The 24,177-nt window shown below is 68.8% G+C and carries 21 protein-coding genes and 1 pseudogene; 7 read left to right on the top strand and 15 right to left on the bottom strand.

The window, feature by feature from the left end; genetic code table 11:
• Positions 1–9: 9 nt before the first annotated feature.
• The 3 genes from ACQEVO_RS26000 to ACQEVO_RS25990 form a co-directional block, all read right to left on the bottom strand.
• Entirely contained in the window at positions 10–1,341 is a 1,332-nt protein-coding gene (locus tag ACQEVO_RS26000) for a caspase family protein (protein WP_432918232.1), read from the bottom strand.
• A gap of 32 nt (positions 1,342–1,373) precedes the next feature.
• Positions 1,374–1,745, bottom strand: coding sequence for an effector-associated constant component EACC1 (locus ACQEVO_RS25995; RefSeq protein ID WP_432918229.1), 372 nt, complete (start codon positions 1,743–1,745; stop codon positions 1,374–1,376).
• A 75-nt stretch (positions 1,746–1,820) separates the two neighbouring features.
• Positions 1,821–4,082 carry a hypothetical protein gene (locus ACQEVO_RS25990; RefSeq protein ID WP_432918226.1) on the bottom strand — a complete coding sequence of 754 codons (2,262 nt, stop codon included), beginning with the start codon at positions 4,080–4,082 and terminating at the stop codon, positions 1,821–1,823.
• 199 nt (positions 4,083–4,281) lie between these two features.
• Between ACQEVO_RS25990 and ACQEVO_RS25985 the strand changes: the two genes are divergently transcribed.
• On the top strand, positions 4,282–4,830 hold the full coding sequence (locus ACQEVO_RS25985) for a DUF6069 family protein (protein WP_432918223.1): 549 nt from the start codon (positions 4,282–4,284) through the stop codon (positions 4,828–4,830).
• Between the two features lie 130 nt (positions 4,831–4,960).
• On the opposite strand, the gene ACQEVO_RS25980 is transcribed toward ACQEVO_RS25985, so the two are convergent.
• Positions 4,961–5,977, bottom strand: coding sequence for an NADP-dependent oxidoreductase (locus ACQEVO_RS25980; RefSeq protein ID WP_432918220.1), 1,017 nt, complete (start codon positions 5,975–5,977; stop codon positions 4,961–4,963).
• 175 nt (positions 5,978–6,152) lie between these two features.
• Between ACQEVO_RS25980 and ACQEVO_RS25975 the strand changes: the two genes are divergently transcribed.
• A complete protein-coding gene (locus tag ACQEVO_RS25975; protein ID WP_432918218.1) occupies positions 6,153–7,136 on the top strand; it encodes a sulfite exporter TauE/SafE family protein in 984 nt (327 codons plus the stop codon).
• Between the two features lie 112 nt (positions 7,137–7,248).
• On the opposite strand, the gene ACQEVO_RS25970 is transcribed toward ACQEVO_RS25975, so the two are convergent.
• Positions 7,249–7,611 (bottom strand): VOC family protein, encoded by a 363-nt coding sequence (locus ACQEVO_RS25970; protein WP_432918215.1) that lies wholly within the window; start codon positions 7,609–7,611, stop codon positions 7,249–7,251.
• An 88-nt stretch (positions 7,612–7,699) separates the two neighbouring features.
• Complete coding sequence (locus tag ACQEVO_RS25965; protein ID WP_432918213.1) at positions 7,700–9,244, bottom strand: MFS transporter; 1,545 nt, start codon at positions 9,242–9,244, stop codon at positions 7,700–7,702.
• A 219-nt stretch (positions 9,245–9,463) separates the two neighbouring features.
• Between ACQEVO_RS25965 and ACQEVO_RS25960 the strand changes: the two genes are divergently transcribed.
• On the top strand, positions 9,464–10,720 hold the full coding sequence (locus ACQEVO_RS25960; protein ID WP_432918210.1) for a serine hydrolase: 1,257 nt from the start codon (positions 9,464–9,466) through the stop codon (positions 10,718–10,720).
• Positions 10,721–10,921: 201 nt separating this feature from the next.
• On the opposite strand, the gene ACQEVO_RS25955 is transcribed toward ACQEVO_RS25960, so the two are convergent.
• On the bottom strand, positions 10,922–11,485 hold the full coding sequence (locus ACQEVO_RS25955) for a hypothetical protein (protein ID WP_432918207.1): 564 nt from the start codon (positions 11,483–11,485) through the stop codon (positions 10,922–10,924).
• Positions 11,486–11,522: 37 nt separating this feature from the next.
• Positions 11,523–12,530 (bottom strand): annotated as a pseudogene (locus ACQEVO_RS25950) (SDR family NAD(P)-dependent oxidoreductase); the annotation flags it as partial.
• 169 nt (positions 12,531–12,699) lie between these two features.
• Here ACQEVO_RS25950 and ACQEVO_RS25945 point away from each other — a divergent pair.
• The 4 genes from ACQEVO_RS25945 (at position 12,700) to ACQEVO_RS25930 (ending at position 17,983) form a co-directional block, all read left to right on the top strand.
• Entirely contained in the window at positions 12,700–13,152 is a 453-nt protein-coding gene (locus ACQEVO_RS25945) for a hypothetical protein (protein ID WP_432918204.1), read from the top strand.
• A 7-nt stretch (positions 13,153–13,159) separates the two neighbouring features.
• Entirely contained in the window at positions 13,160–16,636 is a 3,477-nt protein-coding gene (locus ACQEVO_RS25940; protein ID WP_432918201.1) for an error-prone DNA polymerase, read from the top strand.
• 75 nt (positions 16,637–16,711) lie between these two features.
• Positions 16,712–17,749: a DUF4349 domain-containing protein gene (locus ACQEVO_RS25935; RefSeq protein WP_432918198.1), complete on the top strand. Its 1,038-nt coding sequence runs from the start codon at positions 16,712–16,714 to the stop codon at positions 17,747–17,749.
• A 9-nt stretch (positions 17,750–17,758) separates the two neighbouring features.
• Positions 17,759–17,983, top strand: a complete 225-nt coding sequence (locus tag ACQEVO_RS25930; RefSeq protein WP_432918196.1) for a DUF167 domain-containing protein — start codon at positions 17,759–17,761, stop codon at positions 17,981–17,983.
• A gap of 22 nt (positions 17,984–18,005) precedes the next feature.
• Here ACQEVO_RS25930 and ACQEVO_RS25925 read toward each other — a convergent pair whose 3' ends face one another.
• From ACQEVO_RS25925 to ACQEVO_RS25895, 7 genes are read right to left on the bottom strand one after another with little or no spacing between them, the layout of a single operon-like run.
• Positions 18,006–18,239, bottom strand: coding sequence for a hypothetical protein (locus ACQEVO_RS25925; RefSeq protein WP_432918193.1), 234 nt, complete (start codon positions 18,237–18,239; stop codon positions 18,006–18,008).
• A gap of 38 nt (positions 18,240–18,277) precedes the next feature.
• The gene (locus ACQEVO_RS25920) at positions 18,278–18,742 is read right to left on the bottom strand and encodes a tRNA (cytidine(34)-2'-O)-methyltransferase (protein ID WP_432918190.1); all 465 of its coding nucleotides are present in this window, start codon (positions 18,740–18,742) and stop codon (positions 18,278–18,280) included.
• A gap of 52 nt (positions 18,743–18,794) precedes the next feature.
• Positions 18,795–19,694, bottom strand: coding sequence for an STM4011 family radical SAM protein (locus ACQEVO_RS25915; protein WP_432918187.1), 900 nt, complete (start codon positions 19,692–19,694; stop codon positions 18,795–18,797).
• Between the two features lie 6 nt (positions 19,695–19,700).
• Positions 19,701–21,035, bottom strand: a complete 1,335-nt coding sequence (locus tag ACQEVO_RS25910) for an STM4012 family radical SAM protein (protein ID WP_432918184.1) — start codon at positions 21,033–21,035, stop codon at positions 19,701–19,703.
• Positions 21,032–21,961, bottom strand: coding sequence for an STM4013/SEN3800 family hydrolase (locus ACQEVO_RS25905; protein ID WP_432918180.1), 930 nt, complete (start codon positions 21,959–21,961; stop codon positions 21,032–21,034). Before ACQEVO_RS25905 ends, ACQEVO_RS25910 begins: the two co-directional genes overlap by 4 nt.
• Before the next feature lies 1 nt (position 21,962).
• Positions 21,963–23,096, bottom strand: a complete 1,134-nt coding sequence (locus ACQEVO_RS25900; RefSeq protein WP_432918177.1) for an STM4014 family protein — start codon at positions 23,094–23,096, stop codon at positions 21,963–21,965.
• A complete protein-coding gene (locus tag ACQEVO_RS25895) occupies positions 23,093–24,070 on the bottom strand; it encodes an STM4015 family protein (RefSeq protein ID WP_432918174.1) in 978 nt (325 codons plus the stop codon). The genes ACQEVO_RS25900 and ACQEVO_RS25895 overlap by 4 nt, the downstream gene beginning before the upstream one ends.
• Positions 24,071–24,177: the final 107 nt, after the last annotated feature.

The raw sequence follows: 24,177 nt of genomic DNA, 5'->3' as shown, positions 1-24,177 counted from the left end.
GTGGATGATTCATCGGCGAGTCCACAAGGTGAGTTCGGTTTCCAGGCGGGGCTCGGGATGCAGGCTTTCGAGGAGGTGCAGGTAGGCGACGTTGCCTGCATCTGTCACTACGCAGATCCCCACGGTGTCGGGACTGGACTCGCCGATCTCGATTTCGTTCGTTCCAGTGACTTCCGTGGCTTCGACGCATGCCTCCGGCGAGTCGGGCGGGGTGGCCCGGAGCCCGATCGGCGGGCTGCCGAAGGTGTTGGTCAGTCGGTGGGTGCCCAGCGAATAGTCGTAGTACAAGTCGATGCCGCTGCGCGCGAGCGGTATTCGAGCCGGCCTGTCCAAGTCGAAGTATGCGTCTATCCCGGGGATGTCCGGGATAAAGGTAAACGGTGACGCATCGTGTGTCTTGTGCCATGAGTCGCTGGTTTCCAGCGGTTCGGTGCTGCCGACGGGAGGGCCGGCAGTGGCCGTGGCAGAAGGACCGGACGCGGCCGATGTCGCGTCCGCCTCGGCTCTTCGTAACTCCGGCACAATGAGCGCGAACAGTGCGATACCGAGCAGGACGATCACCGAACCGATCGAAGCAGCGGTCTTCATCGGCCGTGCGCTCGACAGTGTGCGCGTTGCGCCACCGTGGATCGGCACCTGTCTTCCAGGGGGCCCGAGATATGGTCCTGCCTGCTCGAAGAGCACGAGGTCGCCTGCGACGTCGATGGCACGGCGCTGCGGTCTGGGTAGGCGCTGGGCAAGGAGGTATCGATCGATATCGCGGTAGAGTTCGTCCAGCGTCGCGCCCGGGGTCGCTGCGGCGGTGGCGAGCAACGCTGCGGTGAAGGCTGTGTTGCGGTGACCTCTCGGGGCGGCGGCGGTTTCGTTCGCTCCCGACGAGACGATCGTGTATGTCCCCTTGATGTCCGTCTGACCGATGACCACGTTCGCCGGGAAACTCATGGCTTCGAAAACACGTCCGGCGAAACAGCAGTCCAGGATCAGGATCCGTATCTTGGCAGGGCTGTCCAGAATCTCGGCGCGTAACAGGTCGAACGGCAATGCAGACCAGCTGATCATCTCCGGATGGGTATCGGCCAAGCCCAGGTGGAATTGGTTGCGTTCGTCGAGTAGGCCGTGGCCGGCGTAGTACACGAGGAGCACATCGGTTGCCGCAGCCGCGGCCGCTCGTAGAGGGGTACCGATATCTTCGCAGCGACGCGGCTCGGAGACGAGTACGCAATGCTCGGTGGCGAAACTGCCGTGAGTAAGGAACCGATGCAAATCCTGGAGATTTCCGGCTACAGCAGGAATCGCCGGCAGCAGCTCGCCATGTCTGTACTGCCCCACTCCGATCAGCATTGCGCGGGACCGAAGAGGGTCTGGACGGCGCGTCACCGTGGGCCGTCCGGTGGATCGATCAACCCTTGGATATCGCGAATGAGATCTGCGGTCGTGGTCCGTTTGGCATCGACTTCGACGGTGACGCGGCCGTCTTCCCGGGTGAGCGTGATCGTGATATCCGAGCGGCGGTGCGTCAGCCACGTGGTCAAGGACCGTGCGAGAGCCGCCGCGACACCACCGGCTCCCACAGCGACTATCAAGACGTCGTACAGGCCGCCCATCTGGCCCTCGCCTGCTCGAGGCGTATTCGGGCGGATACGGCCCCGTAGTTCATCGTCGTGGCGAAACCAGTCCAGTAACTGCAGGAGATCGTCCGCAGCGCCGGTGGTGTGGATCAACAGCGTTCCCGTTGGGTCAGGCATGCGCCTATCCTTGCTCAATCAGCAGTATCGGGCGCAGCCCTCGTCACTTCCAGGCCAGAGCTGGGTCGGGACGGTTCACACGCGGATCAATGGTTCGGCGCGATTCGCCGGTTCTCGAACAGGTGGTTCGGCCTCCGGATCCGAAGGGCCGGAGGCGGACGGTGGACGGCGGCGCACGTAGAGAAGGTGCAGCACACCGATTCCGAGCAGCCCGAGAGCGAAAGTGATTATGCCCAAGGTCATACCGGGCGGCCGCCAGGTGACCACGAGTTCGGCGTTCTCGGTGCCGGGCGGGATCTGTACCGAGACGAAGATGTCGTCGAGGGCTTCGTAGTCGTGCTCGCGGCCGTCCAGGGTGACCCGGTATCCCGGCCACGCCAGGCGGGCGAACGTCACTCGCCCGCCCTGCTCCGACGAGACCCGCACGGTGCTGGTGTTCTCGGATTCCGATACCGAGACGGCGTCGGCGCCGACGGTGTGGGCGATCCGGCCGTCGGTCGCGGAGATCGGGCCGCCATCACGTTCCAGTACCCAGATCCATTTGTCGTTCGGTGGATAGTCGACCCAGTGCCAGCCCGGCGGGGGTGGGTTGTCGCGGGCGTCGGGGTAGACCAGCCGCATCAGGGTGATCCGGTCGACCTTCATCAGGTCGACCAGCGGTTCGCCCGTCACCGGTTCCGGGGCGAAGATCTTGTCGAAGGCTTCCGGGCAGGTGCTGCCCTCCCAGCGCATACAAGTGCGCTCCGAGAACGCGTCGTGGCCGATCGGGGTGTAGCCGTTGACGTAGTCGAGATCGAGGTCCGCGGCGTAGAGGCCCACGACCAGTGAGCTGTAGACGCCGGTGAGATCTTTGGCGTCGCCCGGGAAGATCGCGCTGGTGCCGAGTTGCAGTGTGGTGCCGTCGAAGTCCGGGAACAGTGCCTGCGCTGCGGAGCGGCGTTCCGGCAGGTTCCACGACATCGGATGCGGATACGAGCTGTCCACCTGGTAATACGCGATCGGGGCGATGGTGACGAGCAAGGCCGCGCAGGCCGCGAGCCGGCCCCATTTCGCGAACAGCGTCACCACCGCGAACCCGAGGACCAGCACGGTCGCGGCGGCCCCGATATGCGTCCAGATGCGGTCGCTCGGCGCTGCCGACACCGACCGCACCAGCAGCAGAAACACCAGGATTCCGGCCACCCCGAAACGCAGTCGCCGATTCGCCACGGTCCCGTGGCGGCTCAGCAGGACGCAGCAGAGCACGAGCAGAGCCAGGGCGAGCATCGGCAGTACCCGCGCCGGCCACCGCAGCGGGCCGAACGCGGCCGGGCCCGCGGTCCACATCAGGGCGATTCCGGCGAAGATCGCCGCCCCGGCGGACTCGCGGAACGTCTGCGCGGTGGCCTTCCAATCGATGAACGCCAGCGCCGGGATCAGGAACCAGGCGATGTAGACCATCGGGAGCGGCTGGACCAGGCCGAACCACGAGTTGAACGACGGCAGGGTGCTCGGCAGGCTCGCGTTCAGCGATTCCGACCAGGGCACGGTCATGAAACCGTCGTTGTTGATCATGTCGTCGGCGGTCCGCCAGGTCACCTCGGCCGACAGTATTCCGGGCAGATACGTCATGAGGCCCGCCGCGCCGGCGCAGCCGGCGGCCAGCAGTAGCCGTACCGACGGCCACGGGGTGCGCTGATACACCCATTCGCCGGCGGCGACGGCGACGATCATGAGCGCGGATTCGATACCGGGCCAGACGTATCCCACGGTGATCGCGAAGAACAGGAAGACGAACACCGGCACCGGCCCGCCGCGGCCGCGGGCGTAGCGCACCCCGGAAGCCCACGCGTGGGTGAGCCACGCCGTACCGGCGAGGCCGAGCACCCAGCTCGCCTGGTCCAGGAACAGCAACCAGCCCGAGAAGCAGAACGCGACACCCGCCACCGCCGCCCACGCCGGATGCGCCCGGTACGCCAGGCATATGCGGAAGACTCCGAGCGCGAGAACGATCGAATAGGCGAGCTTGACCAGGGTGGCCAGGACGACGAGGTTGTCGAACGAGGGTGCCAGCGCGGCGACCAGCAGTTGCGGTGGATTGAACACACTGGCCTGGCCTTCGACCAGGAAGTTGCCCGACATCCACTCCTCCGGGACGACACCCGGGAATTCCCCGTTGCGCAGGTGGCGGCCGATGCTCAACCAGAGGGGGACGTATTGGGCTTCGGTGTCGTCGGTGTAGAAGTGCCGTGGGTTGGCCAGCAGCACGGCGGCATACCCGGCGAGCACTCCGAGAGCGGTCACGGCGGCCCAGCGCAACGTCGTCTTTCGTTCAGCACGCAAACCGAAGTCAGGCACGATCCTGGGACATTACAGTCAGTGTGCGTTGTGCATGAAAGTGGTGTAGCTCTCAGCTCCACGGTGGAGGTATCGACCGCTCGGTGTGTGGTTACGGGACACCGTCCCGTGACCACCGGACCGGCGACGGGACGCTGTCGCGACATGCGAGGCAGCCATTCGGGTGGGGCCGGACGCCTATGCGGGGTAGTTTCTGCCTATGACGGATCCGTCGTACAACTATGGACGCCCGGACCCCTACCGGCAGGGGCACCCGGAACAGCGGGGCTACCCGCAGCAGCCGGGGTATCCGGACCCCGGCTATTCGGAGCAGCCCGACGAGCCGAGAATCAATCTCGCGCGCCTGTGGGCCGGTGGACTCGGCACCGCCGTGGTGGTCGCGCTGGTGATCGTGGTCGCCATCATGCTGGTGCGTGGCATCCTGAACATCTCGGTGCTCTCGCCCGAGGGCGCGGGCGCGTACGGCACGGTATCGACCACCTCGTACGCGATAGCCGGTGCCGCCGCCGCGATCGCCGCCACCGGGCTGCTGAACCTGCTGCTGGCGCTGATGCCCAACCCGCTCCAGTTCTTCTACTGGATCACCGGTTTGATCACGGCCTTGGCGGTGCTGCTGCCGTTCACGCTGGTGGCCGGGCTCGACGCCAAGATCGCGACGGCCGCGATCAACCTGATCGCCGGGTTGTGCATCATCACGCTGCTGGGGTCGATCGGCGCCGGCGCGATCGACCGCCGCGCCCAGTACTGAAGCCCCGAGTTAGGCGCCGCTCGGTAACGGCGGGCGGCGGCTCCGGGTTCAGGCAATCCGGAGGGCCTCAACCGCCGTTCCGGCCCGGTGGCCCCCGCCCGGCGTACAGCAGCGACGTATCGGGGTTCCGCTACTTGACCCGGACGAGTTGTTTACCGAGATTCGCCCCGTCGAACAGCCGTTGCAGGGCGGCGGGCGCGTTCTCCAGGCCGTCGACGACATCCTCGGCCCAGTGCAGTTCGCCCGCGGAAACCCAGCCCGCCAGTCGCGCGAGGGCCGACGGGAACGCCGCGTGGTGGTCGTAGAAGACGAAGCCCTCCATCCGGGCCCGGCGGAACGCCAGTTGCATGTAGTTGGCCGGGCCCGCCCCGTAGCCGGCGGCGGTGTAGCCGGACGAGATGGAGCCGCACAGCGCGATGCGGGCGTGCGGCGCCAGATTGTCGAGGGCGTTCTCCAGCAGGACACCGCCCACATTGTCGAATACGGCGGTGAGACCATCCGGTGCGAAGTCGCGTAACCCGGCGGGGATATCGTCGGTCCGGTAGTTCAGGCAGCCGTCGAACCGGGCCGCATCGCGCACCCACTCGACCTTCGCCGCCGAGCCCGCGGTGCCGAGCACGCGGGCGCCGGTCAGCCGGGCGATCTGCCCGGCGAGGGAGCCGACACTACCGGCCGCGCCGGTGACCAGCACCGCATCGGCTTCCGCGACGCGCAGCACCTCGGTGACACCGATGTACGCGGTCAATCCGCTGACGCCGAAAACCGTGAGCATATGGCGGGGCTCGATACCCGGCGGAACCGGATTGATGCCGAACAGGCCGGCATTGCGCGCGACGGTGTACTCCTGCCAGCCGAGTTCGCCGTAGACCCACTGCCCCTCCGGCAGTTCGGGGTTACGCGACGCGACCACCCGGCCGACACCGCTTCCGCGCATCACGTCACCGACAGCCACCGGATCGACGTAGGTCGTGCCGGGATTGAGCCAGGTGCGCTGGGTGGCGTCGATTCCGAGCCAGACGACTTCCACCAGCGCTTCGCCCTCGGCCGGGTCCGGGAGCGGGACGGTCTGCTCGGCGAAGGTGGTGGCGGTGATCTCGGCGACGGGCCGGTCCCGGAGGATTATCCGGCGGCAGGTTCGGGTGGACACCCGCCAGTCTTACCAGGGGTGGGAGATATCGCCGACCGATTTTCGATGTGACCCACCGTGACCTGCGGTTCCGCCGGTCCGGGAGTATTGCGTTCACGGTGATCGCAACTAGTGCCACCGCGGCCGTGGCGTCGTAACCTCGGATCTCCGGTCCAGGGTTCGGGAGCACACCGTCATGATCAAGTTACTTGTTTTCACCCTTGTGGGTATCGGCGCGCAGATCGTCGACGGCACGCTCGGGATGGCCTTCGGCGTCACCGCGACGACACTGCTCGTGCTCACCGGCACGGGTGCCGCGCATGCGAGCGCGGCGGTCCACTTCGCGGAGGTCGCCACGACCTTGGCATCGGGTATCTCGCACTGGCGGTTCGGCAATGTCGACTGGAAGATGGTGCTGCGGCTGGGCGTGCCCGGCGGTGTCGGCGCCTTCCTCGGTGCGACCGTGCTCTCCCGGATCTCCACCGAGGCCGCTGCCCCGGTGACAGCCGGGATTCTGCTGGCGATCGGCGTCTTCCTGATCCTCCGGTTCTCCTCCCGGCCGCCGCTGGAATTCGCTGCCTCGGAGAAGGCCGCGCATTCCGCGAAGTTCCTGACCCCGCTCGGCCTGTTCGGTGGTTTCATCGACGCCAGCGGCGGCGGTGGCTGGGGACCGGTCACCACCAGCACGCTGCTCACCACCGGGCGGTCCGAGCCGCGCCGGGTGATCGGTACGGTGAGCGCCTCGGAGTTCATCGTCTCGGCGTCGGCCAGCGTGGGCTTCCTGCTCGGGCTGGGCTCGGATTTCTTCGACAACCTGCTGATCATCGCCGGCCTGGCGCTGGGCGGTGTGCTGGCCGCACCGCTGGCGGCGTGGCTGGTGAGCCGGGTCGCCCCGACGGTTCTCGGCACCGGTGTCGGTGGCGTGCTGGTGCTGACGAACGCGCGCACGCTGTTCAAGCATTTCGATATCGAAGGTGCCCCGCGCACGATCGCCTACGTGGTGATCGCGGCGGTGGCGATCGCGCTCACCGTGTACGCGTGGCAGAAGACCCGGAAGACGCCGGCCGTCGCGGCGGGGGAGGCCGACGGGAAACCGGCGGTGGCGGAACCCGCGCACGACGACGACCGGCCGCAGGACACCGGCGAGGCGCCGGAGACGGTCGAGGTACCGGCCAGGTAGTGCCTTTTTCCGGCCTGACGCCGGCAGGGGCCCGGCCGGAGGGCTGAGGGGCACGGCGCTCGCTCCCGGACCGACCGTCCGGCGGCGGGCGCCGACGTCTGTCCGGATCCGGTCAGTCCCTCGGCGCGACGCGGATCAGGTTGCCGTCGGGGTCGGCGACCACGAAGGTGCGCCCGAATACCGCGTCGTGTGGTTCCTGGACGACCTTCACCCCTTGGGCGACCCACCGTTCGAACTGTTCGTCGATCGCCGCCGGTTCGCCGGGCAGGTTCAGGCACAGTTCGCCGGTGCGCGGCCCCGGCTGGATCTGGTCCGCGTGACCGCTCCACAGCGCGAGGTCGATACCACCGCCCAGATCGAAGGTGACGAACCGCGGCGATTCGAACTTCGGGGCCGTTTCGAACAGGTCTGCGTAGAAACGGGCCGAAGCCTGGGCGTCGGTGACATACACGATGAACATGTTCGGAGTCGGCATGTGGGGGCCTTTCGCGTCGAGCGGACCCGTTGAGAATGCCGGAAGGGTGCGGCAAACGGTGTGAAGCCGTCTCCGGTTCGCGCGGTCGTTATCGGTTCGTCAACACCGGTTCCGCGCCGGCGGCGGCCCGTGCCTTTGCCCGGCCGGGCGCCCAGACACCGAGGACGAACGCCATCACCACGGTCAGGATGCCCAGTGCCAGCGAGGCCTGCTGGGCGCCGTGCACGAAGGCCTCCTTGGCGAAATCGGCCAGCGGCGCGGCGACCGGCCCGGCCCGTTCGGTGACCTCCAGCGCCGCGGCCAGTGAATCGCCGACCGGCCCGCGCGCCTCCTCGGGCAGGCTGGGCAGGGCGGGTGCGATGCGGTCGGTGTAGCCGACGGCCAGGATGCTCCCGGAGACCGCGATACCGATGGCCGCACCGACCTCCCGGGAGGCATCGTTGACCGCCGAGGCGACGCCGTGCTTCTCCGGGGGCGTGCCGTTGATGATGGCGGCGGTCGCGGGGGCGGTGCACAGGCCGAGTCCGGTGCTCAGGATCAGCAGCGGCCACAGGACGTCGAGGTAGGTGCTGTCCACCGTGGTCCGTGAAACCAGGATGAGGGCGGTGCCCACGCACAGCAGACCGATCAGGGTCGGCAACCGCAGCCCGAACCGTTCGGCCAGCCGCGGCGCGAAGATCGAGATACCGATGAGCGGGGCGATCATCGGTGCCATCGCCACCGCCGACATGAGCGGCGAATACCCGAAGATCAATTGCATGTACTGCACGAACAGCAGGAAATAGCCGAACGCCACCAGGAACTGCACCCCGACGCTCACCGCGCCGCTGCCGAAACCGCGGTCGGCGAACAGCCGCACATCCAGGAGCGGATGCGGTACCCGCAGTTCGACGGTCGCGAAGCCGACCCCGGCCAGCACGCCGGCGCCGAAGAGTCCGAGCACCAGCGGATCCGACCAGCCGCGTACCGGTGCCTCGATGGCCCCGACCACCACCGCTCCGACGGCGATGGAGGCGGTGATTCCGCCCCAGAAGTCCAGCGGCGGGCGCAACTCGTCCACCGATTCGGGCACCGTGCAGCCCGCGATCGCCAGCACCGTACCGGCGACGGTCATCGCCAGGAAGATCGCCTGCCAGGACCACACCTGCAGCAGCAGGCCGGACCCGAGTATGCCCAGGACGGCGCCACCGCTCACCACACCCGCCCACAGACCCACCGCGACCCCGCGTTTCTCGGCGGGGAAACCGCCGGTCAGCAGCGAGAGTGTGGACGGCATGACCAGGGCCGCGCCCACCCCGGCCACGGCGCGCGAGGCGATGATCCAGTGCGGCTCGTCCAATATCAGCGGCACCGCGGACGCGATCGCGAAAACGACCAGTCCGGCCACCATCATGATCCGGCGCCCGAACCGGTCGCCGAGGGCGCCGGAGAACAGGACCAGGCAGGCCAGCGCGAGGGTGTAGCCGTCGACGACCCAGGTGAGTTGCTGCTGGGTGGCGCCGGTATCGGCGGCGATCTCCGGCAGCGCGGTGTAGAGCGCGGCCATGGCGGCGATCACCAGTGCGACGGCCATGGAAGACAGGGTCAGCAGCCAGATATGTGCCCGGGACAGGCGCGTATTCGCGGACGTCATGGTCACCTCTCGACGGCAGGAAACAAGCATTCGCTTCTCGAAAGATCAGAGCACAATTCCCCTACTGGACAGTTGGTGATCTCTGTCACGATACCGTTCGGGCAGGTCACCCCGGCGATCGGCGGGTGCTGGGCCGGAGCACCGAGGGCCCCGGCGGCGGTGGTGCAGGCGCGTTGTCACCGGCCTCCCGCCGCGTTCCGCGTCGCTACGCTGGGGCGGGTGAAGGCAGATTCCGCGCTCCTGGTCCCGGTCGCCGCCGAACTGGACGACATCACCCGTCTCGGCCCGGAAGCGGATCCGGCCGGCGCCGGCGTGGACGCGGCGGATATCGCCGCGATCTGGGAGTCGGTGCGCGCCTGGTACCGGCTCGGCAGCACCCCGGCGATCCAGATCTGCCTGCGCCGCAACGGCACGGTGGTGCTGAACCGGGCGATCGGGCACGGGTGGGGCAACGCGCCGGGCGACGGACCGCAGGCCGAACGGGTCCCGGTGACCACGGAGACCCCCTTCTGCGGATTCTCCACCGCCAAAGGAGTTTCCGCCGCGGTGATGTTCGCGTTGATCGAGCAGGGCGCTTTCGGTTTCGACGACCGCGTCAGCGACTACATCCCCGAATTCGCGGCCAACGGCAAAGCGGCGATCACCATCGGCCACGTGCTCACGCATACCGCCGGGGTACCGTTCGTGACCCCGCCCTATCGCGGCCACGACATGGTTTTCGACGAGGAACTGTGCCTGCGGGGCCTGGCCGATCTGAAACCGAGTTATCCGCCGGGCCGGTTCCGCGTCTACCACGCCCTCACCAGCGGGCTGATCCAGCGGTTGCTGGTGCAGCGGGCCACCGGCAAACGGCTCCGCGATCATCTGGCCGAACTGGTACTGGACCCGCTGGGTTTCCGGTGGACGAACCTGGGTGTGCGTCCCGAGGACGTGGACGCGGTGGTGCCGAGCGTGAAAACCGGGCCGCCGCCGTCGCGGTTCGCCTCGTTCATCGCGGGTAAGGCACTCGGCGGCGGATTCGCCAAGGACGCGGTGAACCGCGAGTCCAACCGGTCTTTCCTCACCGCCGAATTGCCCTCCGGGAACCTCGTGACGACCGCCGCCGAACTGGCGCGTTTCTACGAAATCCTGGCCCGGGGCGGGGAACTCGACGGAGCGCGGCTCATGCGGCCGGACACCGTGCGCGAGATGGTGCGACCGGCGCCGCGGGTACCGGGTATCGCCGGGCGGGTGAGCCGCGGCGGATACGAATTGGGTGGGCGCCGTTCGAAATTCGGCCGCGAAACCACCGCGCATTTCGGGCGCAGCGGGTTCACCACCCAGTACGGCTGGGCCGATCCGGCGCGCGGACTCGCCGGTGCGATCCTGACCAGCGGTAAATCGTCGCTCGACGGGGATCGCCCATGGAAGCTGGTGGCCCAGATCTCTGCCGCCTGCCCCCCGCTGCCGCCGGGAGAGCGGCTCTTCGACTTCTGACGCGCCGGACAACCCTTTCTTGCTGCCGGCCGTTGCCACGCACAGCGTCGGCCGTGGCGGACGCACCCCGCCTCGACAGCAGGGTGCCGGGAACGTGCACACCGGACCGCGGCCGGTGGGCACGGCACCGTCGCTGGAGGAGCTTCCCCCTGCGACCGGCGGGCCAGGCGGCACAGTGAGTGGTGCGCCGCGGAATACGGATCAGTGCACGATCGAGGCGATGTGGTGCCGGAGCACTCGGTCCGCCGAGCCTTCCCGGGTGCCGTGCGGATAGACGAGTTCGAAGGCCAGGCCGCTGAGCAGGGTGACCAGGCGTTCGGTTTCCAGCTCGATATCGGTGACGCCGGCCCGTTTCAAGGCTTCGGCGACGAGGGTCCGGGCGCTCGTCCCCATCCAGCCTGCCTCCGCGTCCATTCCGCTCACCAGTCGCGCGTTCGCGACCAGTTCGGTGCGGACCAGCAGACCGCGATGGTCGGTGAGCCCGAGCAGGAGGGCTCGGGCGACCGCCTCCAGGTAGTCCCGGCGGGTCTGTACCGACGTGGGTTCGTGGGCCTTTTCGGCCGCCGCGAGTAGCCGGTCGCGCTGGAGTTCCAGCGTTTTGGCGGCGGTCATCAGCATTCCGTAGCGGTCGCCGTACAGCCTGCGCAAGGTTTTCCCGTCGACCCCCGACCGGTCCGCTACGCGCCGCGGGGTGGTTTCGCCCACCCCGCGAGTGGCGATCAGTTCCAGGATCGCCTCCAGGGCGGCTTCCTTTTCGTCGTTCACGACGGCCGATGATCGCAGGCGGTCCGATATCCCGCGATCACCAGTGGGTCCCGGGCACCCAGCGGGCGGCGCGGCGCAGCACCGTCGCGGTACCGCGCGCCGCCCGCGCTCGTACCCGGGGCAGTGGCAGCGCCGGGCGCGGGGCATCTCGGCCGACCGGCTCACCGGTGCTGTGGGCCTGCGGTTCGGGTTCGGCGCTGCCACGGTCGTCCGGGGTATCGCGAACCATGGTGAGTTGCGGCTGGGGGATGGGCTCCGCTCGTTCGCCGCGAGCCGCGGGGGAGTCGGGGATCATCCGGTAGTAGCGGTGCAGGACCAGGTCGCGGATACGCGGGGCGAACAGTGCGCCGAACTCCCCGAGGGTGCCGACCGGGACATCGATACGCCGGGGGCGTTCGGTCAGGGCCCGCACAATGGTCGCGGCCGCCCATTCCGGGGATTCGGCCGGACCCTGGTCACCGGTCGGCGCGATCATCGGCGTGCGCACCAGCGGCATGTGGATGGTGGTGAAGGTGACCCCGTCGGCCATCGTCTCGACCGCCGCGACCTCGGTGAACTTGTCCAGTGCCGCCTTGCTGGCCAGATAGGCGGAATACCGCGGCGTGGCCACCTGCACGCCCGCACTGCTGATGTTGACGATATGGCCGAATTTGCGTTCCCGCATCTGCGGGAGCAGGGCCAGCGTGAGCCGTACCGCGCCGAAGTAGTTGACCGCCATGGTGCGTTCGTAGTCGTGCAGCCGGTCGGTGGAGCGATGGATGGCCCGGCGGATGGAACGGCCGGCGTTGTTCACGAGCATATCGACGCGGCCGTGTTCGGCCAGGAGCTTGTCCAGCGTCGCCTCGACGGAGGTGGAGTCGGTGATATCGCAGGGGTAGCCGTGGGCGGCGCCGCCGGCGGCCCGGATCTCCTCGACCACCGCATCCAGTTCGTCGGCGCGCCGCGCGAGCAGCAGCACCACCGCGCCCTTCTTCGCCACCGCGAGGGCGGCCGCCCGGCCGATACCGGAGGAGGCGCCGGTGATGAGGACGTGCCGCCCGGTGAGGTCGCGTTTGCCGCGGTGGGTTCCGTTTTCGCTCATGAGCACCCCTCTGTGCAGGTCTTTCCCGGCCGAACTTACTCCAAAGTAAGAAAGCGCGCCAGATCATCCCGGTGTTCGAAAACAGGTTCGATTCCAACTCTCTAGATTCGAACATATGTGCGATACTTGGTGCATGACGGACGATCGGATGGCGGATATCTATGCCGCGGTGCGGCTCGGCGGCGTGAATCGAGAGGCAGCGCGGCAGGCGCTGCTACAGCTATGGGAGCAGCTCGGCGCGGATGGCGAACCGCTGTACCGCAGCGTGGTCGCCCACCACCTCGCCGATCTCCAGGACACGGCCGAGGACGCGCTGCTCTGGGACACCCGGGCGCTCGACTCGGCCTTCGTACCCGGTGTCCCGCTCGACGACGGGCTACTCGGCTTCCTGCCCTCGCTGTATCTGAGCCTGGCCGACAGTCACCGGCTGGTCGGCGACTTCGAGGTGGCGCGGATGCAGCTGGCCTTGGCCCGCGGGCATGCGAGCGTCCTCGCCGACGATGCCTACGGGCGGGTGATCCGGGCCGGGGTCGATCACGTCGCGATACTGCTGGACGCCGAATCCACCGAACGGGTGGCCTGCTGAGCGGCGTATGGGATGGAGTAACGGTCCACCCAGCTGGTCGGAGCTGGAACGGGTACTGTCCGGTCGCCCGAAACCCGGACAGGAACCCGGTGACGGCGGCGACGCTCCGGGATGGAGCCGCAGCCGCGGGGAGTACCGGGCCGAACCGATAGCTCCGCCGGACGGTCCGGTGGTGCCCTACGCGGAACTGCACGCGCATTCGGCGTTCAGCTTCCTCGACGGCGCCTCGCAACCGGAGGAGATGGTCGCGGAGGCGGCGCGGCTCGGTCTGTCGGCGATCGCGCTCACCGATCACAACGGCTACTACGGTGTGGTGCGATTCGCCGAGGCGGCCGCCGAATACGGGATGCCTACGGTCTACGGCGCGGAGCTGACCCTGGTGGAAGGCGCAGCCCCGCAGGATGTTTCGGTTGCCGATGCAGGTGGGCTTCGCGGTGGCGCCGATTCCGTGCTCCGCACCGGATCTGGTTCAGGACGCAGCGGTGGTGCTGGTTCGGCGCGGAGCGTGAGTGCTGGTTCGGTGGGGCGCGCGGGTGCTGGTCCGGCGGGAGGCCCCGGCGCGGATTCTCCGCCGCGTACCGGTTCCCCCGACCCGGCGGGCGAGCATCTGCTGGTGCTGGCGCGGGGGCAGGAAGGTTACCGGCGGCTGTCCCGGGAGCTCGCCGCGGCGCATATGGCAGCCGGTGAGAAAGGGATCCTGCGCTACGACCTCGATACGCTCACCGAAGCCGCTGGCGGGCACTGGCAGATACTCACCGGCTGCCGTAAAGGCCGGGTGCGGCGGGCACTGGAACAGGATCTGGCGGCCGGTGAACCGCCGCGGCGAGCCGAGGCCGCCCTGCGTGACCTGTGCGAGCGGTTCGGCGCCGACCGGGTCGCGGTGGAACTCACCCGCTACGGCCTGCCGGTCGACGACGAATACAACGCCGCCTTGGCCGCGGCCGCGCAGCGGGCCGGGGTGCCCGTGGTCGCGACGACGGCCGCCCATTTCGCCACTCCCGATCGGGGCCGCCGCGCCGCCGCCCTGGCCGCCATCCGGGCCCGGCGCAGCCTCGACGATCTCACCGGCTGGCTCGCCCCCACCGGCGGCACCCATCTGCGTTCCGGTGCGGAGATGGCCGGCTTGTTCGCGGAATTCCCGGCCGCCGTGCCCAATTCGGTGCTGATCGCGCGGGAATGCGCCTTCGATCTGAAGTTGATCGCGCCGAAGTTACCGCCGTTCGACGTGCCCGCCGGCCACGACGAGAATTCCTGGCTGCGGGAACTCACCCGGCGCGGTGCCGCCGACCGGTACGGGCCGCCGGCCCGGAACCCGGCCGCGTACCGGCAACTCGAACACGAACTCGCCGTGATCGAGCAACTCGGGTTCCCCGGTTACTTCCTGGTGGTGCACGATATCGTGCGGTTCTGCCACGACAACGACATCCTGTGCCAGGGACGGGGTTCGGCCGCCAATTCCGCGGTCTGCTTCGCCATCGGGATCACCAATGTCGATCCGGTCGCCAACAAGTTGTTGTTCGAGCGTTTCCTTTCCCCGGAACGGGACGGGCCGCCGGATATCGACGTGGATATCGAATCGGACCGCCGGGAGGAGGCGATCCAATACGTGTACCGCCGATACGGCCGGGAGAACGCGGCACAGGTGGCGAATGTGATCACCTATCGCGGCAAATCCGCGGTACGCGACGCCGCCCGCGCACTCGGTTTCGCCCCCGGCCAGCAGGACGCCTGGAGCCGGCAGGTGAGCCGGTGGACCGGAGTCGGCGCGGAAACCGGCACCGATATCCCCGCACCGGTGCTGGAACTCGCCGCCGATATCGAAGGCCTGCCCCGGCATCTGGGCATCCATTCCGGCGGAATGGTGATCTGCGATCGGCCCATCGCCGATGTCTGCCCGGTCGAATGGGCGCGGATGCCCGGACGCAGTGTGCTGCAATGGGACAAAGACGATTGCGCCGCAGCCGGTTTGGTCAAGTTCGACCTGCTCGGCCTGGGGATGCTCTCGGCCCTGCACTACATGATCGACCTGGTGCGCGAGCACATCGGGGTGACGGTCGAACTGCATGCCCTCGACCTCACCGAACCCGCCGTGTACGACATGCTGTGCCGCGCGGATTCGGTGGGGGTCTTCCAGGTGGAATCCCGCGCCCAGATGGCGACCCTGCCGCGGCTGAAACCGCGGGAATTCTTCGATCTGGTGGTCGAGGTCGCGCTGATCCGGCCCGGCCCCATCCAGGGTGGCTCGGTGCATCCCTATATCCGTCGCAAGAACAAGCTGGAGAAGGTCACCTTCGACCACGACGCGCTACGCAACTCGCTCGGACGCACCCTCGGCGTCCCGCTGTTCCAGGAACAGTTGATGCAGATGGCGGTCGATGTCGCCGGATTCACCCCGGTCGAAGCCGACCAACTGCGCCGGGCCATGGGGTCCAAACGTTCCCCGGAGAAGATGGAACGCCTGCGCGGCCGGCTGTATCAGGGCATGCGCGATCTGCACGGGATCACCGGCGAACTCGCCGACCGCATCTACGAGAAACTGCTCGCCTTCGCCAATTTCGGTTTCCCGGAAAGTCATTCGCAGAGCTTCGCCGCACTGGTGTTCTACTCCGCCTGGTTCAAACTGCACTATCCCGCCGCGTTCTGCGCCGGATTGCTGCGGGCACAGCCCATGGGTTTCTATTCCCCGCAATCACTGGTCGCCGACGCGCGGCGGCACGGGGTCGCGGTACACGGCCCCGATATCAATGCCAGTACCGCCGAGGCCACGCTGGAACAGCGGGGTGCCGAGGTGCGGCTGGGGCTGGCGGCGGTGCGCGGTATCGGATCCGACCTCGCGGAAAAGATTGTGGCGGCACGGGCCGAAGGCGGGCCCTACACCTCCTTCCTGGACCTCACCGGGCGTGTGGAACTGACTGTCCCGCAAGCGGAATCGCTGGCCACCGCGGGCGCGCTGGGTTGTCTGGGGTATTCGCGCCGGGAAGCGTTGTGGGCGGCCGGCGCGGCCGCCGGCGAACGTGCCGGCCTGCTCCCCGGCACCGGGCCCTCGACCAGCACCCCCGCCCTGCCCGGAATGAGCGACCTCGAACACGCCGCCGCCGATGTCTGGGCGACCGGGGTCTCCCCGAACAGCTACCCCACCCAATTCCTGCGCCCGCGCCTCGACGCGCTCGGAGTGATCCCGGCCGCCGGACTGCTCGCGATCCCCGACGGAACCCGGGTGCTGGTGGGCGGGGCGGTCACCCACCGGCAGCGGCCCGCCACGGCCGGCGGGGTCACCTTCCTGAACCTGGAAGACGAAACCGGCATGGTGAACGTGGTGTGCTCGGCCGGCTTGTGGACCCGCTACCGCCGGCTCGCCCAGGGCGCCTCGGCCCTGCTGATCCGCGGCCGCGTGCAGAACGCCGATGGCGCGGTGAGCATCTACGCCGAATCCCTGCGCCGCCTGGATATGCGCGTAGGCTCCCGCTCTCGCGATTTCCGTTGAGTTCCGGCGCGGCGGTGCGCAACTTGGCTCGGTGTTCGGGTACCTGTTCGCGAGGGATCCCATTACGCTGCCAGCATGCGGAAGCTCGGGGTGTTGGTCGTGGTCCTGTGTGGTGCGGTGCTGCTGGCCGGGTGCGGTAGCGATTCCGAATCCACTTCGGGCCGTCCGTCTCCGGTCGAGGACGGGGCGCCGGCCGCGACGCCCGGTATCCGGATCCAGCAGGCCCCGAACCGGGAGCAGGCGCCGGCGCCGGACAATGGGCAGCAGGTCACCGCGCGTAAAGAGGTCGTCACCGGGCGGGTCGACCTCACCGCCGCGGATCCGATCGCTGCCGCACAAACCCTCACCGACCGGGTGGCCCGGCTGGACGGCAGGATCGATCAGCGCACCGAGAACCCGGGTACCGGCAACACTTATCCGCGTGCCAACCTGGTCGTCCGGATCCCGGCCGCCGAAACGGATGCCTTCTTGAACGGTTTGGGAGAGATCGGCGAGGTCACCGAGGTCAGCACCAATCGTGACGATGTCACGATGCAGTGGCAGGATCTCGACGCCCGGATCACCGCCCTCCAGGCTTCCGTCACACGGTTGCGCGACCTCATGGCCCGCGCCGCAAACACCGCCGATCTCATCGCCGCCGAGGGCGCACTCGCCGATCGGCAGGCCGAACTCGACAGCCTCACCGGGCAGCGGCGCTACCTCGACGACCAGGTCTCCCTGTCCACCCTGACCATCGATATCTCCACCACCGCCGACGGTAAGCGCGATACCGGACCGTCGAATTTCTGGGACGGCGTGGTCGACGGCTGGAACTCGCTGATCGACTGGCTGAAGGATGCCGTGGTGTTCGTCGGCCAGGCCCTGCCGTGGCTCGGCTTCCTCGCGGTGATCGGTGTTGTCGCCGGGGCGATCGCCCGGCTGGCCCGCAGGCGCCGCGCACCCCGCGGCAACCCGGCGGCCGCCACCGGCCGGCCCGCCCACACCGGCGACGAAGCCGTGGTCACCGCGGAGAAACCCGCGGCGGCCGGCGAGAACCCTGCCGATACCGCGGCCGCACCGCCGGAGAGCGCGGCCGGAACCAGCGGGGCGGCGAACCGGCCGGACAGCGAATAAGCACCGGCCATGCCGACGGTCCGGGCGGTGATCAAACCCAACAGCCGGAAAGGGCCCCTGGTCGAGGAGCTCCCCGACGGCACCTTGAACCTGTGGGTTCGCGCCCCGGCGGTGGAGGGCAAAGCCAACAAGGCCGCCGCCGAACTGCTCGCGGCCCATTTCGGGGTTCCGAAGAGTGCGGTCCGGCTGGTCGCCGGCGCGACCGCCCGGCACAAGCGGTTCGAGATCGGCTGAACGAACGCCGGGATCCGGGGATTTACCCGTGCCGGAACGGCAATGGCCGGCCGCAGCCCCGGGCCGAGCGTGGTGGGCGGTGCGATTCACTCACCCTGCGACCACGCAGCCACCGGGAGCGATAAGTAGACGCCGAACGCGCGGAGCCCGGTTGCGGCCCGGAGGCCTCGGACACCAGATGCGGTAGCACCGCACCCAGTTCGCGAAGCATGGATTCGGCGATATCCGGCGCATAGGTGACTTCCACGAGCGGCATCACGCGATCCTAGGTCCGTTGCGCAACCACGCCGGCGGCTAGACCGCGCCCGGGAAGCCGTGCTGGCGCCATGCCTCGTACACCGCCACCGCCGCGGCATTGGCCAGGTTCATGGATCGGCGGCCGGGCAGCATGGGTATCCGCACTTCTCCGGTGAGATGCTCGTCGGCGAGTACGTCGGCCGGGAGACCGGTGGGTTCGGCGCCGAACAGCAGGATATCGCCGGGACGGTAGGCGATATCGGTATGCGGGGTGGTGGCCCTGGTGGTGAATGCGTAAACCCGTTCGGGGCGCAGCCGAGACCATGCGGTGGGCAGGTCCGGGTGCACGGTGACCGAGGCGAGGTCGTGGTAGTCCAGGCCGGCCCGCCGCAGTTTCGCCTCCGACATATCGAAACCCAGCGGCTCGATCAGATGCAGCTCACTACCCGTCCCGGCGGCCAGCCGGATCGCGTTACCGGTATTGCCCGGTATCCGCGGCTCGTGGAACATCAATCGGAACACAGCCGCCCAGTCAACCAAACGGCTCGGCCGACGGGTCGTGCCGGTACCAGGGTCAGGGCACGGCGCCCGGAAATGCCGGGGTGGGCAGAGCGACCGCGGGGCGTCGGACCGCTGCGGTGGGGATGCGTTCGAGCACGCCACCGGCGAACACGTCGTAGAGGGGGAGGGTTTCCAGGTGGACGTAGCCGATATGACAGTCACAGACCGCCCGCGGGCAGGGACGCGGGCGGAGTGCGGCGCGGTAGGAGCCGTCGTAGAGGTTGCCCAAGGGTTCCTTCACGAAATGGCAGCGGTGGACGGTGCCGTCGCCGTCGACCGAGAGCACCGAATTCCCGGCCCGGCAGGGCTGCCCCAGCGAACGGTGCGGGTGGCGGCTGAACGGGAACAGCGGATCGAGGGCGGTCCAGTCGGCGGCCTCGGTATCGGTGTAGGTGTGGTTCTCGGCGGCGTTGATCCAGAGGTAGACGTGCTCCGGTAGGTCGGCGCGCAGCCGGCGTGCCTGATCCAGATGTTCCGGCAGGCCCACCACGCCGACGCTGAACCGGATACCGGCCGCGGCCAGCTGTCCGGTTTTGTCGAGGAACCGCTGGTAGGGGGTTTGGCCGGGATGGTAGGTGCACCAGAGTGCGAGCGTGTCGCGGTCGGCGTCGCGCAGCCAGTCGGTGCGGCAGCTCAGATTGGTCTGGATCGCGACCCGGTGCACCTGGGATTCGTGGGAGAGCTCGACCAGTGCCCGGCGGTACCACGAGCGGACCAGGCCCTCACCCCAGGGCGTGAACAGCACCGAGATCCGGTCGCCTCGTTGCGCGCGTACCCAGGTGGTGAACCGTTCGAGGGCCGCGCGATCGGCGCGTAGCTGTTCGGGGGTATCGCGTCGTTTGGCGAACGGGCAGTACGGGCAGTCGAAATCGCAGGAGGCCAAGGGGCCGCGGTACAGCAGAGTGAGATCCACGGCCGGTTACCGGAGTTCGTAGTCGGCCATGGCGGCCCGGACGGCGGGGGAGAAGAACTCGGGGCCGATGGCATCGGAGTACGCGAGCCCTTCGGGAGAGAGTCGCAGCAGGTCACCGGTGGTGTCGGCGAGCCAGCCGCGGTCGGCGAGCAGGCCGAGTTCGTCCCGGAAATCGGTGTCCGGGCCGGTGCCGAAGCGTGCGCGGTAGTCGGCGACCACCAATCCGTCCGCCTGCAGGATCGACTGGAGCAGGAAGCGGCGGCGCGCCTCGTCCTCGTCGATCGCGCGACCGTGCACGGCGTGGCCGAAATCGGTGGTGGCGGTGTAGCTGTCGATGATCGAGCGGATCTCGTGGATACCCACCGCGTAATCGAAGGAGTAGTGCAGACCCCGGGTATAGGACCGGGCGCCGCAGCCCAGCCCGATCATGCCGTCGGTCTGGCAGGAGTAGTCGCCGGGACCGGCCACGGGTGCGTCGGCGCGGCGGAACATACGCATGGACCGCTGCTGATATCCGCCGGCGAGCAGATGGTCGCGACCCTGCCGGTACAACCGTAGCCGTTCCTCGTCCCACTCCAGGTCGGCCGATTCGTCGCGGCGCCGGGCGAGACCGGTCAGCGGACGGACGTAGAGCGGGTACAGATAGATCTCCTCCGGCCGCCAGTCCAGCGCCGCGTCCAGCGATGCGTACCAGCTGTGCGAGGTCTGGCCGTCGATTCCGTAGATCAGGTCGATATTGAGGTTCGCCACGCCGGTGTCCCGGATCCGCGCGAGCGCCGAGTCGACATCCGCCCGGCGCTGCGGCCGGACCGCCGCCCGTGCCTCGGTTTCGTCGAAACTCTGTACCCCGAGGCTGATCCGTGTCGCGCCGCGGTCCGCGAGCACGGACAGGCGGTCGGCGGTCGCGGTGGCGGGTGAGGTCTCCACGGAGAAACCGATTCCACGCAGATCGGCGCCCATGGTGTGCTCGGCGATATCGCACAGCCGAGTCAGTTCGCCCGCCTCCAGATATGTGGGCGTGCCGCCGCCGAACGCCGCGGTGGCGAAGCGTACGGGATCGCCCAGGCTGTCGCGTACCGTTTCGGCCTGCCGGGTGAGCGCGTCCAGATAGCGGGTCGTGAGGTCGCCGGGGGCGCCGACTCGGGTGAACAGATTGCAGAAACCGCAGCGTATTTCGCAGAACGGAATGTGCAGGTACAGCGATAGCGCGTCCCGCGGCTCGGCGGCCCACAGCTCCCGCAGCGGCGGCTGCGGCGCCAGCGGACGATAAGCGGTTTTGTGCGGGTAGGCGTAGACGTAACTCTGGTACGGCCGGGGTAACCGGATCCGGGCGCGGGTCATGCGGTGTCCTCGGTGTCGGTCCGGCCCTCGCCGGGTAGTAGATCCGCCGGAACCCCGGCGTCCGGGCGGTTTTCCGGGGCCGCGGGAACCTCCGGCTCGAGTCCGGGCTCCGGCGTGCCGGCGCGGCCCGGATCGATGAAGAAATGTGCGTAAGGGACCGTCCACACCACCTCGTGGCCGAGCCGATGCCCGGTATACCCGTCTTCCCCGTAGGCGGTCCCGTGATCGGAGCAGACGATGGCGAAACAGCGCCCCCGCGAACGCAGCGCGTCGAACAGGCGCGGGATGTGGCGGTCGACGTAGCGCAACGCCGCCGCATGGGATTCCCGGGTGTCGCCCGACTCCCTGGTGGCGCCGCGCAAGTAGAACCAGTTGGGCTGGTGCAGGGCCGATACGTTCAGGAACAGGAACAGGCGCTGCCCGGCCGGGGTGGTCGCGACAACCTGCTCGGCACAGGCCACCTGCGCCTCGAACGAAGTGGGAGAGGCGACCGAGAATCCCGGCTCCCAGTAGCTTTCGGCGAACAATCCGGGCAGGGCGCTGCCCAGCGCGCCCTGTTTGTTGAAGAACCCCACCCCGCCGATACAGGCCGTTCGATACCCGAGGTCGGCGAGGGCGGCCGGTAGGTCGGGCCGGTCGTACACATAGGTGCCCGGGGCGGTCGTCTCACTGCCGGCGAAACGGGCGGCGAACAACCGGGGGTGTGGACCGGGCGCCGCCGGTGTCGGGAGGAATCCGGCGAAGATCGCCTGATGGGAGGCATAGGTGAAATTGCCCGGGGCATGGCGTTCTTCCCAGACGCCGCCCGGCAGCCGCGCCGTCAGGTTCGGTAGCCGGCCCGCGGCGGACTCCTCGGCCGCGACGTCGTAGCGCAGGGTGTCGAGGGTCAGCAGGAGCAGATCGTCCCGGCCGATCACCTCGTTCATATCAGGCCGGTACAAAAGCGTCCTCCGGTGCCGATGCGGTGCGCAGGGCACGGTACCAGCGCGGCGCGGCCGTGACCTGGGCCGCATAGGTGTCCAGACCGGCGGCGAATGTCCCGGGCAGGCCGGTGACCCCGGGCAGCAGATCACCGAAGGCGTTCACCTCGCCGACGACGAAGCGACGCCAGCCGTGGGTGGGCAGCAGATCCACCCCGACACACAATGTCGCGGGAAAACAGGCCGCGGCCCATTCCGCGAGTGCCAGGGCCCTGTCCCAGTGCGCGCCCGCCGCGGCCCGCGCGGCCGCCGGGTCGCCGCGGGAGCCGCCGAGATGCAAGTTGGTGATCGGAACTGCGGCACAGCGGATCACGACGTGGGTCGCCCGCCCCGCGACGACCACTACCCGCAGGTCCGACGCGCGGCCGTGCAGCGTCGATTTCGGAATCCACTGTTCGATGTGCAGCCCGTCCGGTGCGAGGCGTTCGACGATGGCGGCGATCTCGGATTCGCCGCGGTAGCGACGGACCCGCAGCGAGTTGTGCAGCGCACCGGACGGGGACAGTTCGACCGAGGTGGTGGCCCGGATCGAACCCCGGGGGTGCGCCTCGATCGCGAGCACACCGGACGCCGAGGAACCGTGCGCGATCTTCACGAACGCGCGGCGCAGCTCCCGTAGGTGCTCGCGCACTTCGGGCCAGCCGGTGATCGGTCGCGCGGCGCCGGAGGTGGGTGACCGGGGTACCGCGATCCCCGCCGCGGCCAGCCGGGTATGGCACAGCCGTTTGTCGAACAGGACCGCGAGGTCGCCCGGATCGTCGAGCCGGTGCCCGCCGTGCAGCGAGGCCACCGCGCCACGGAATCCGTGGTACCAGCGGGCCGTCCCCTCCACCCGGGTCGAGTCGGTGACCCCGCGGAGCAGCCGGTCCACTTCCGGGTTCTCTCCGGGTGAATCGAGCCGCACCAGCTCGTCGTCGTCGAACGTATGCCCGCCGGCGCGGAGTACGTCGAGCCATTCGACCACCCGCGGCACGGTCCCGGTGGCTTCGGCGGCCGCGGCGCGGAACGACCGGACCCGCCGATTCGTCCCGTTGCCGACCACCGCCCAGCGGTAGCCGCCCGCCGGCTGCGCGTCGGTCATTCGCTCACCGAGATGTAGCGGTGGACTTCACCGTCGTAGGTGTAGGAATCCGCGTCGTCGGGGTCCAGGTCGAGCGATACCGCGGGCTCGAGGGTTTCGCGCAGCCGCGCGCACAGCTCGGGGCTCAGGTAGTTGTGGTGCATATCCAGGGTTTTCAGGTGTGTCAGCGGCTGTCCGGCGAGCAGCGCCGCCGCGCCGGTATCGGTGAGCACACCCATCGAGACGTCCAGGGTTTCCAGCCCGGCCACCACGGGTGCCGTGGCCAGGGCCGCGCAGATCTCGTCCTGGATATCGCTGTTGCGCAGGGCCAGATATTTCAGGCTCGGCAGGCGGTCGCCGGCGAGGATCGGCGCGAAATCGGCGACTACGGCGTCGCCGAGATAGTGCGGGGTGCCGAGCCAGAGGTCCAGGTGGGTGAGGGCGGGGAAATCGCAGGCCGCGATATCGCGCACGACCGCCCCGGGGAGACCACCGGACTGCACGGTCAGCTTCTCGAGCCGCTCGTGCCGCAGGGGTGCGAAGCTCAGCTCCTCGGACCCGCGGACGACGAATTCGGTCAGTTCCGGGAAGGCCGCGAGCAGTTCGCTCACCGGACCCTGCCGGATCCAGGAGATCTCGGCTTCCTCCGGCTCGATATCGCCGAGGAACACCGAGCGCAGCGCCGGAAACCGGTCGCGGGCGGCGGCCATGGCTTCGATCACCAGATCCGAGGTGTCGTGTTCGCCGTCGACGAGATCGGCCCAGGAACCGGCCACGAACGCCCGTACGCGGGTGGTGTCCACCTGCTCGCAGAACCGCGCGAAGTGTTCGGGCCAGGGCTCTTCCACCTCGAAACCGGGACCCGCGATCCGCCACGCCACCGATTCGATCTCGGTGGGAATCGTGCCGGCCGTCGCCGGATCGCCCGGCGCATCCGGGAAATCGAAGACGGGCAGCCCGCCGAACTCTGTCAACCGCTCGAGATACTCGGGCATCCTGCGTTTTCCTCTCCCCGGGGCCGGTGGGACCGATGTCCCGGGATCGTTCTACCAATCCCCGCCGACACCCGCAGGCCGGCCGCTCCCGATCGGCACATCGCGCG

This window comes from Nocardia sp. CA-290969, assembly GCF_050936135.1.
Taxonomy (GTDB): domain Bacteria; phylum Actinomycetota; class Actinomycetes; order Mycobacteriales; family Mycobacteriaceae; genus Nocardia.
The sequence above is the reverse complement of the archived record's forward strand: the minus strand, read 5'-3'. Positions and strand labels throughout refer to the sequence as shown.

Excerpts from the sequence above, each read along its gene's own strand:
- ACQEVO_RS26000 (WP_432918232.1), bottom strand. The coding sequence starts at position 1,341 with ATGCTGATCGGAGTGGGGCAGTACAGACATGGCGAGCTGCTGCCGGCG.
- ACQEVO_RS25995 (WP_432918229.1), bottom strand. The coding sequence starts at position 1,745 with ATGCCTGACCCAACGGGAACGCTGTTGATCCACACCACCGGCGCTGCG.
- ACQEVO_RS25985 (WP_432918223.1), top strand. The coding sequence starts at position 4,282 with ATGACGGATCCGTCGTACAACTATGGACGCCCGGACCCCTACCGGCAG.
- ACQEVO_RS25975 (WP_432918218.1), top strand. The coding sequence starts at position 6,153 with ATGATCAAGTTACTTGTTTTCACCCTTGTGGGTATCGGCGCGCAGATC.
- ACQEVO_RS25970 (WP_432918215.1), bottom strand. The coding sequence starts at position 7,611 with ATGCCGACTCCGAACATGTTCATCGTGTATGTCACCGACGCCCAGGCT.
- ACQEVO_RS25965 (WP_432918213.1), bottom strand. The coding sequence starts at position 9,244 with ATGACGTCCGCGAATACGCGCCTGTCCCGGGCACATATCTGGCTGCTG.
- ACQEVO_RS25945 (WP_432918204.1), top strand. The coding sequence starts at position 12,700 with ATGACGGACGATCGGATGGCGGATATCTATGCCGCGGTGCGGCTCGGC.
- ACQEVO_RS25940 (WP_432918201.1), top strand. The coding sequence starts at position 13,160 with ATGGGATGGAGTAACGGTCCACCCAGCTGGTCGGAGCTGGAACGGGTA.
- ACQEVO_RS25935 (WP_432918198.1), top strand. The coding sequence starts at position 16,712 with ATGCGGAAGCTCGGGGTGTTGGTCGTGGTCCTGTGTGGTGCGGTGCTG.
- ACQEVO_RS25930 (WP_432918196.1), top strand. The coding sequence starts at position 17,759 with ATGCCGACGGTCCGGGCGGTGATCAAACCCAACAGCCGGAAAGGGCCC.
- ACQEVO_RS25925 (WP_432918193.1), bottom strand. The coding sequence starts at position 18,239 with ATGCCGCTCGTGGAAGTCACCTATGCGCCGGATATCGCCGAATCCATG.
- ACQEVO_RS25910 (WP_432918184.1), bottom strand. The coding sequence starts at position 21,035 with ATGACCCGCGCCCGGATCCGGTTACCCCGGCCGTACCAGAGTTACGTC.
- ACQEVO_RS25905 (WP_432918180.1), bottom strand. The coding sequence starts at position 21,961 with ATGAACGAGGTGATCGGCCGGGACGATCTGCTCCTGCTGACCCTCGAC.
- ACQEVO_RS25900 (WP_432918177.1), bottom strand. The coding sequence starts at position 23,096 with ATGACCGACGCGCAGCCGGCGGGCGGCTACCGCTGGGCGGTGGTCGGC.
- ACQEVO_RS25895 (WP_432918174.1), bottom strand. The coding sequence starts at position 24,070 with ATGCCCGAGTATCTCGAGCGGTTGACAGAGTTCGGCGGGCTGCCCGTC.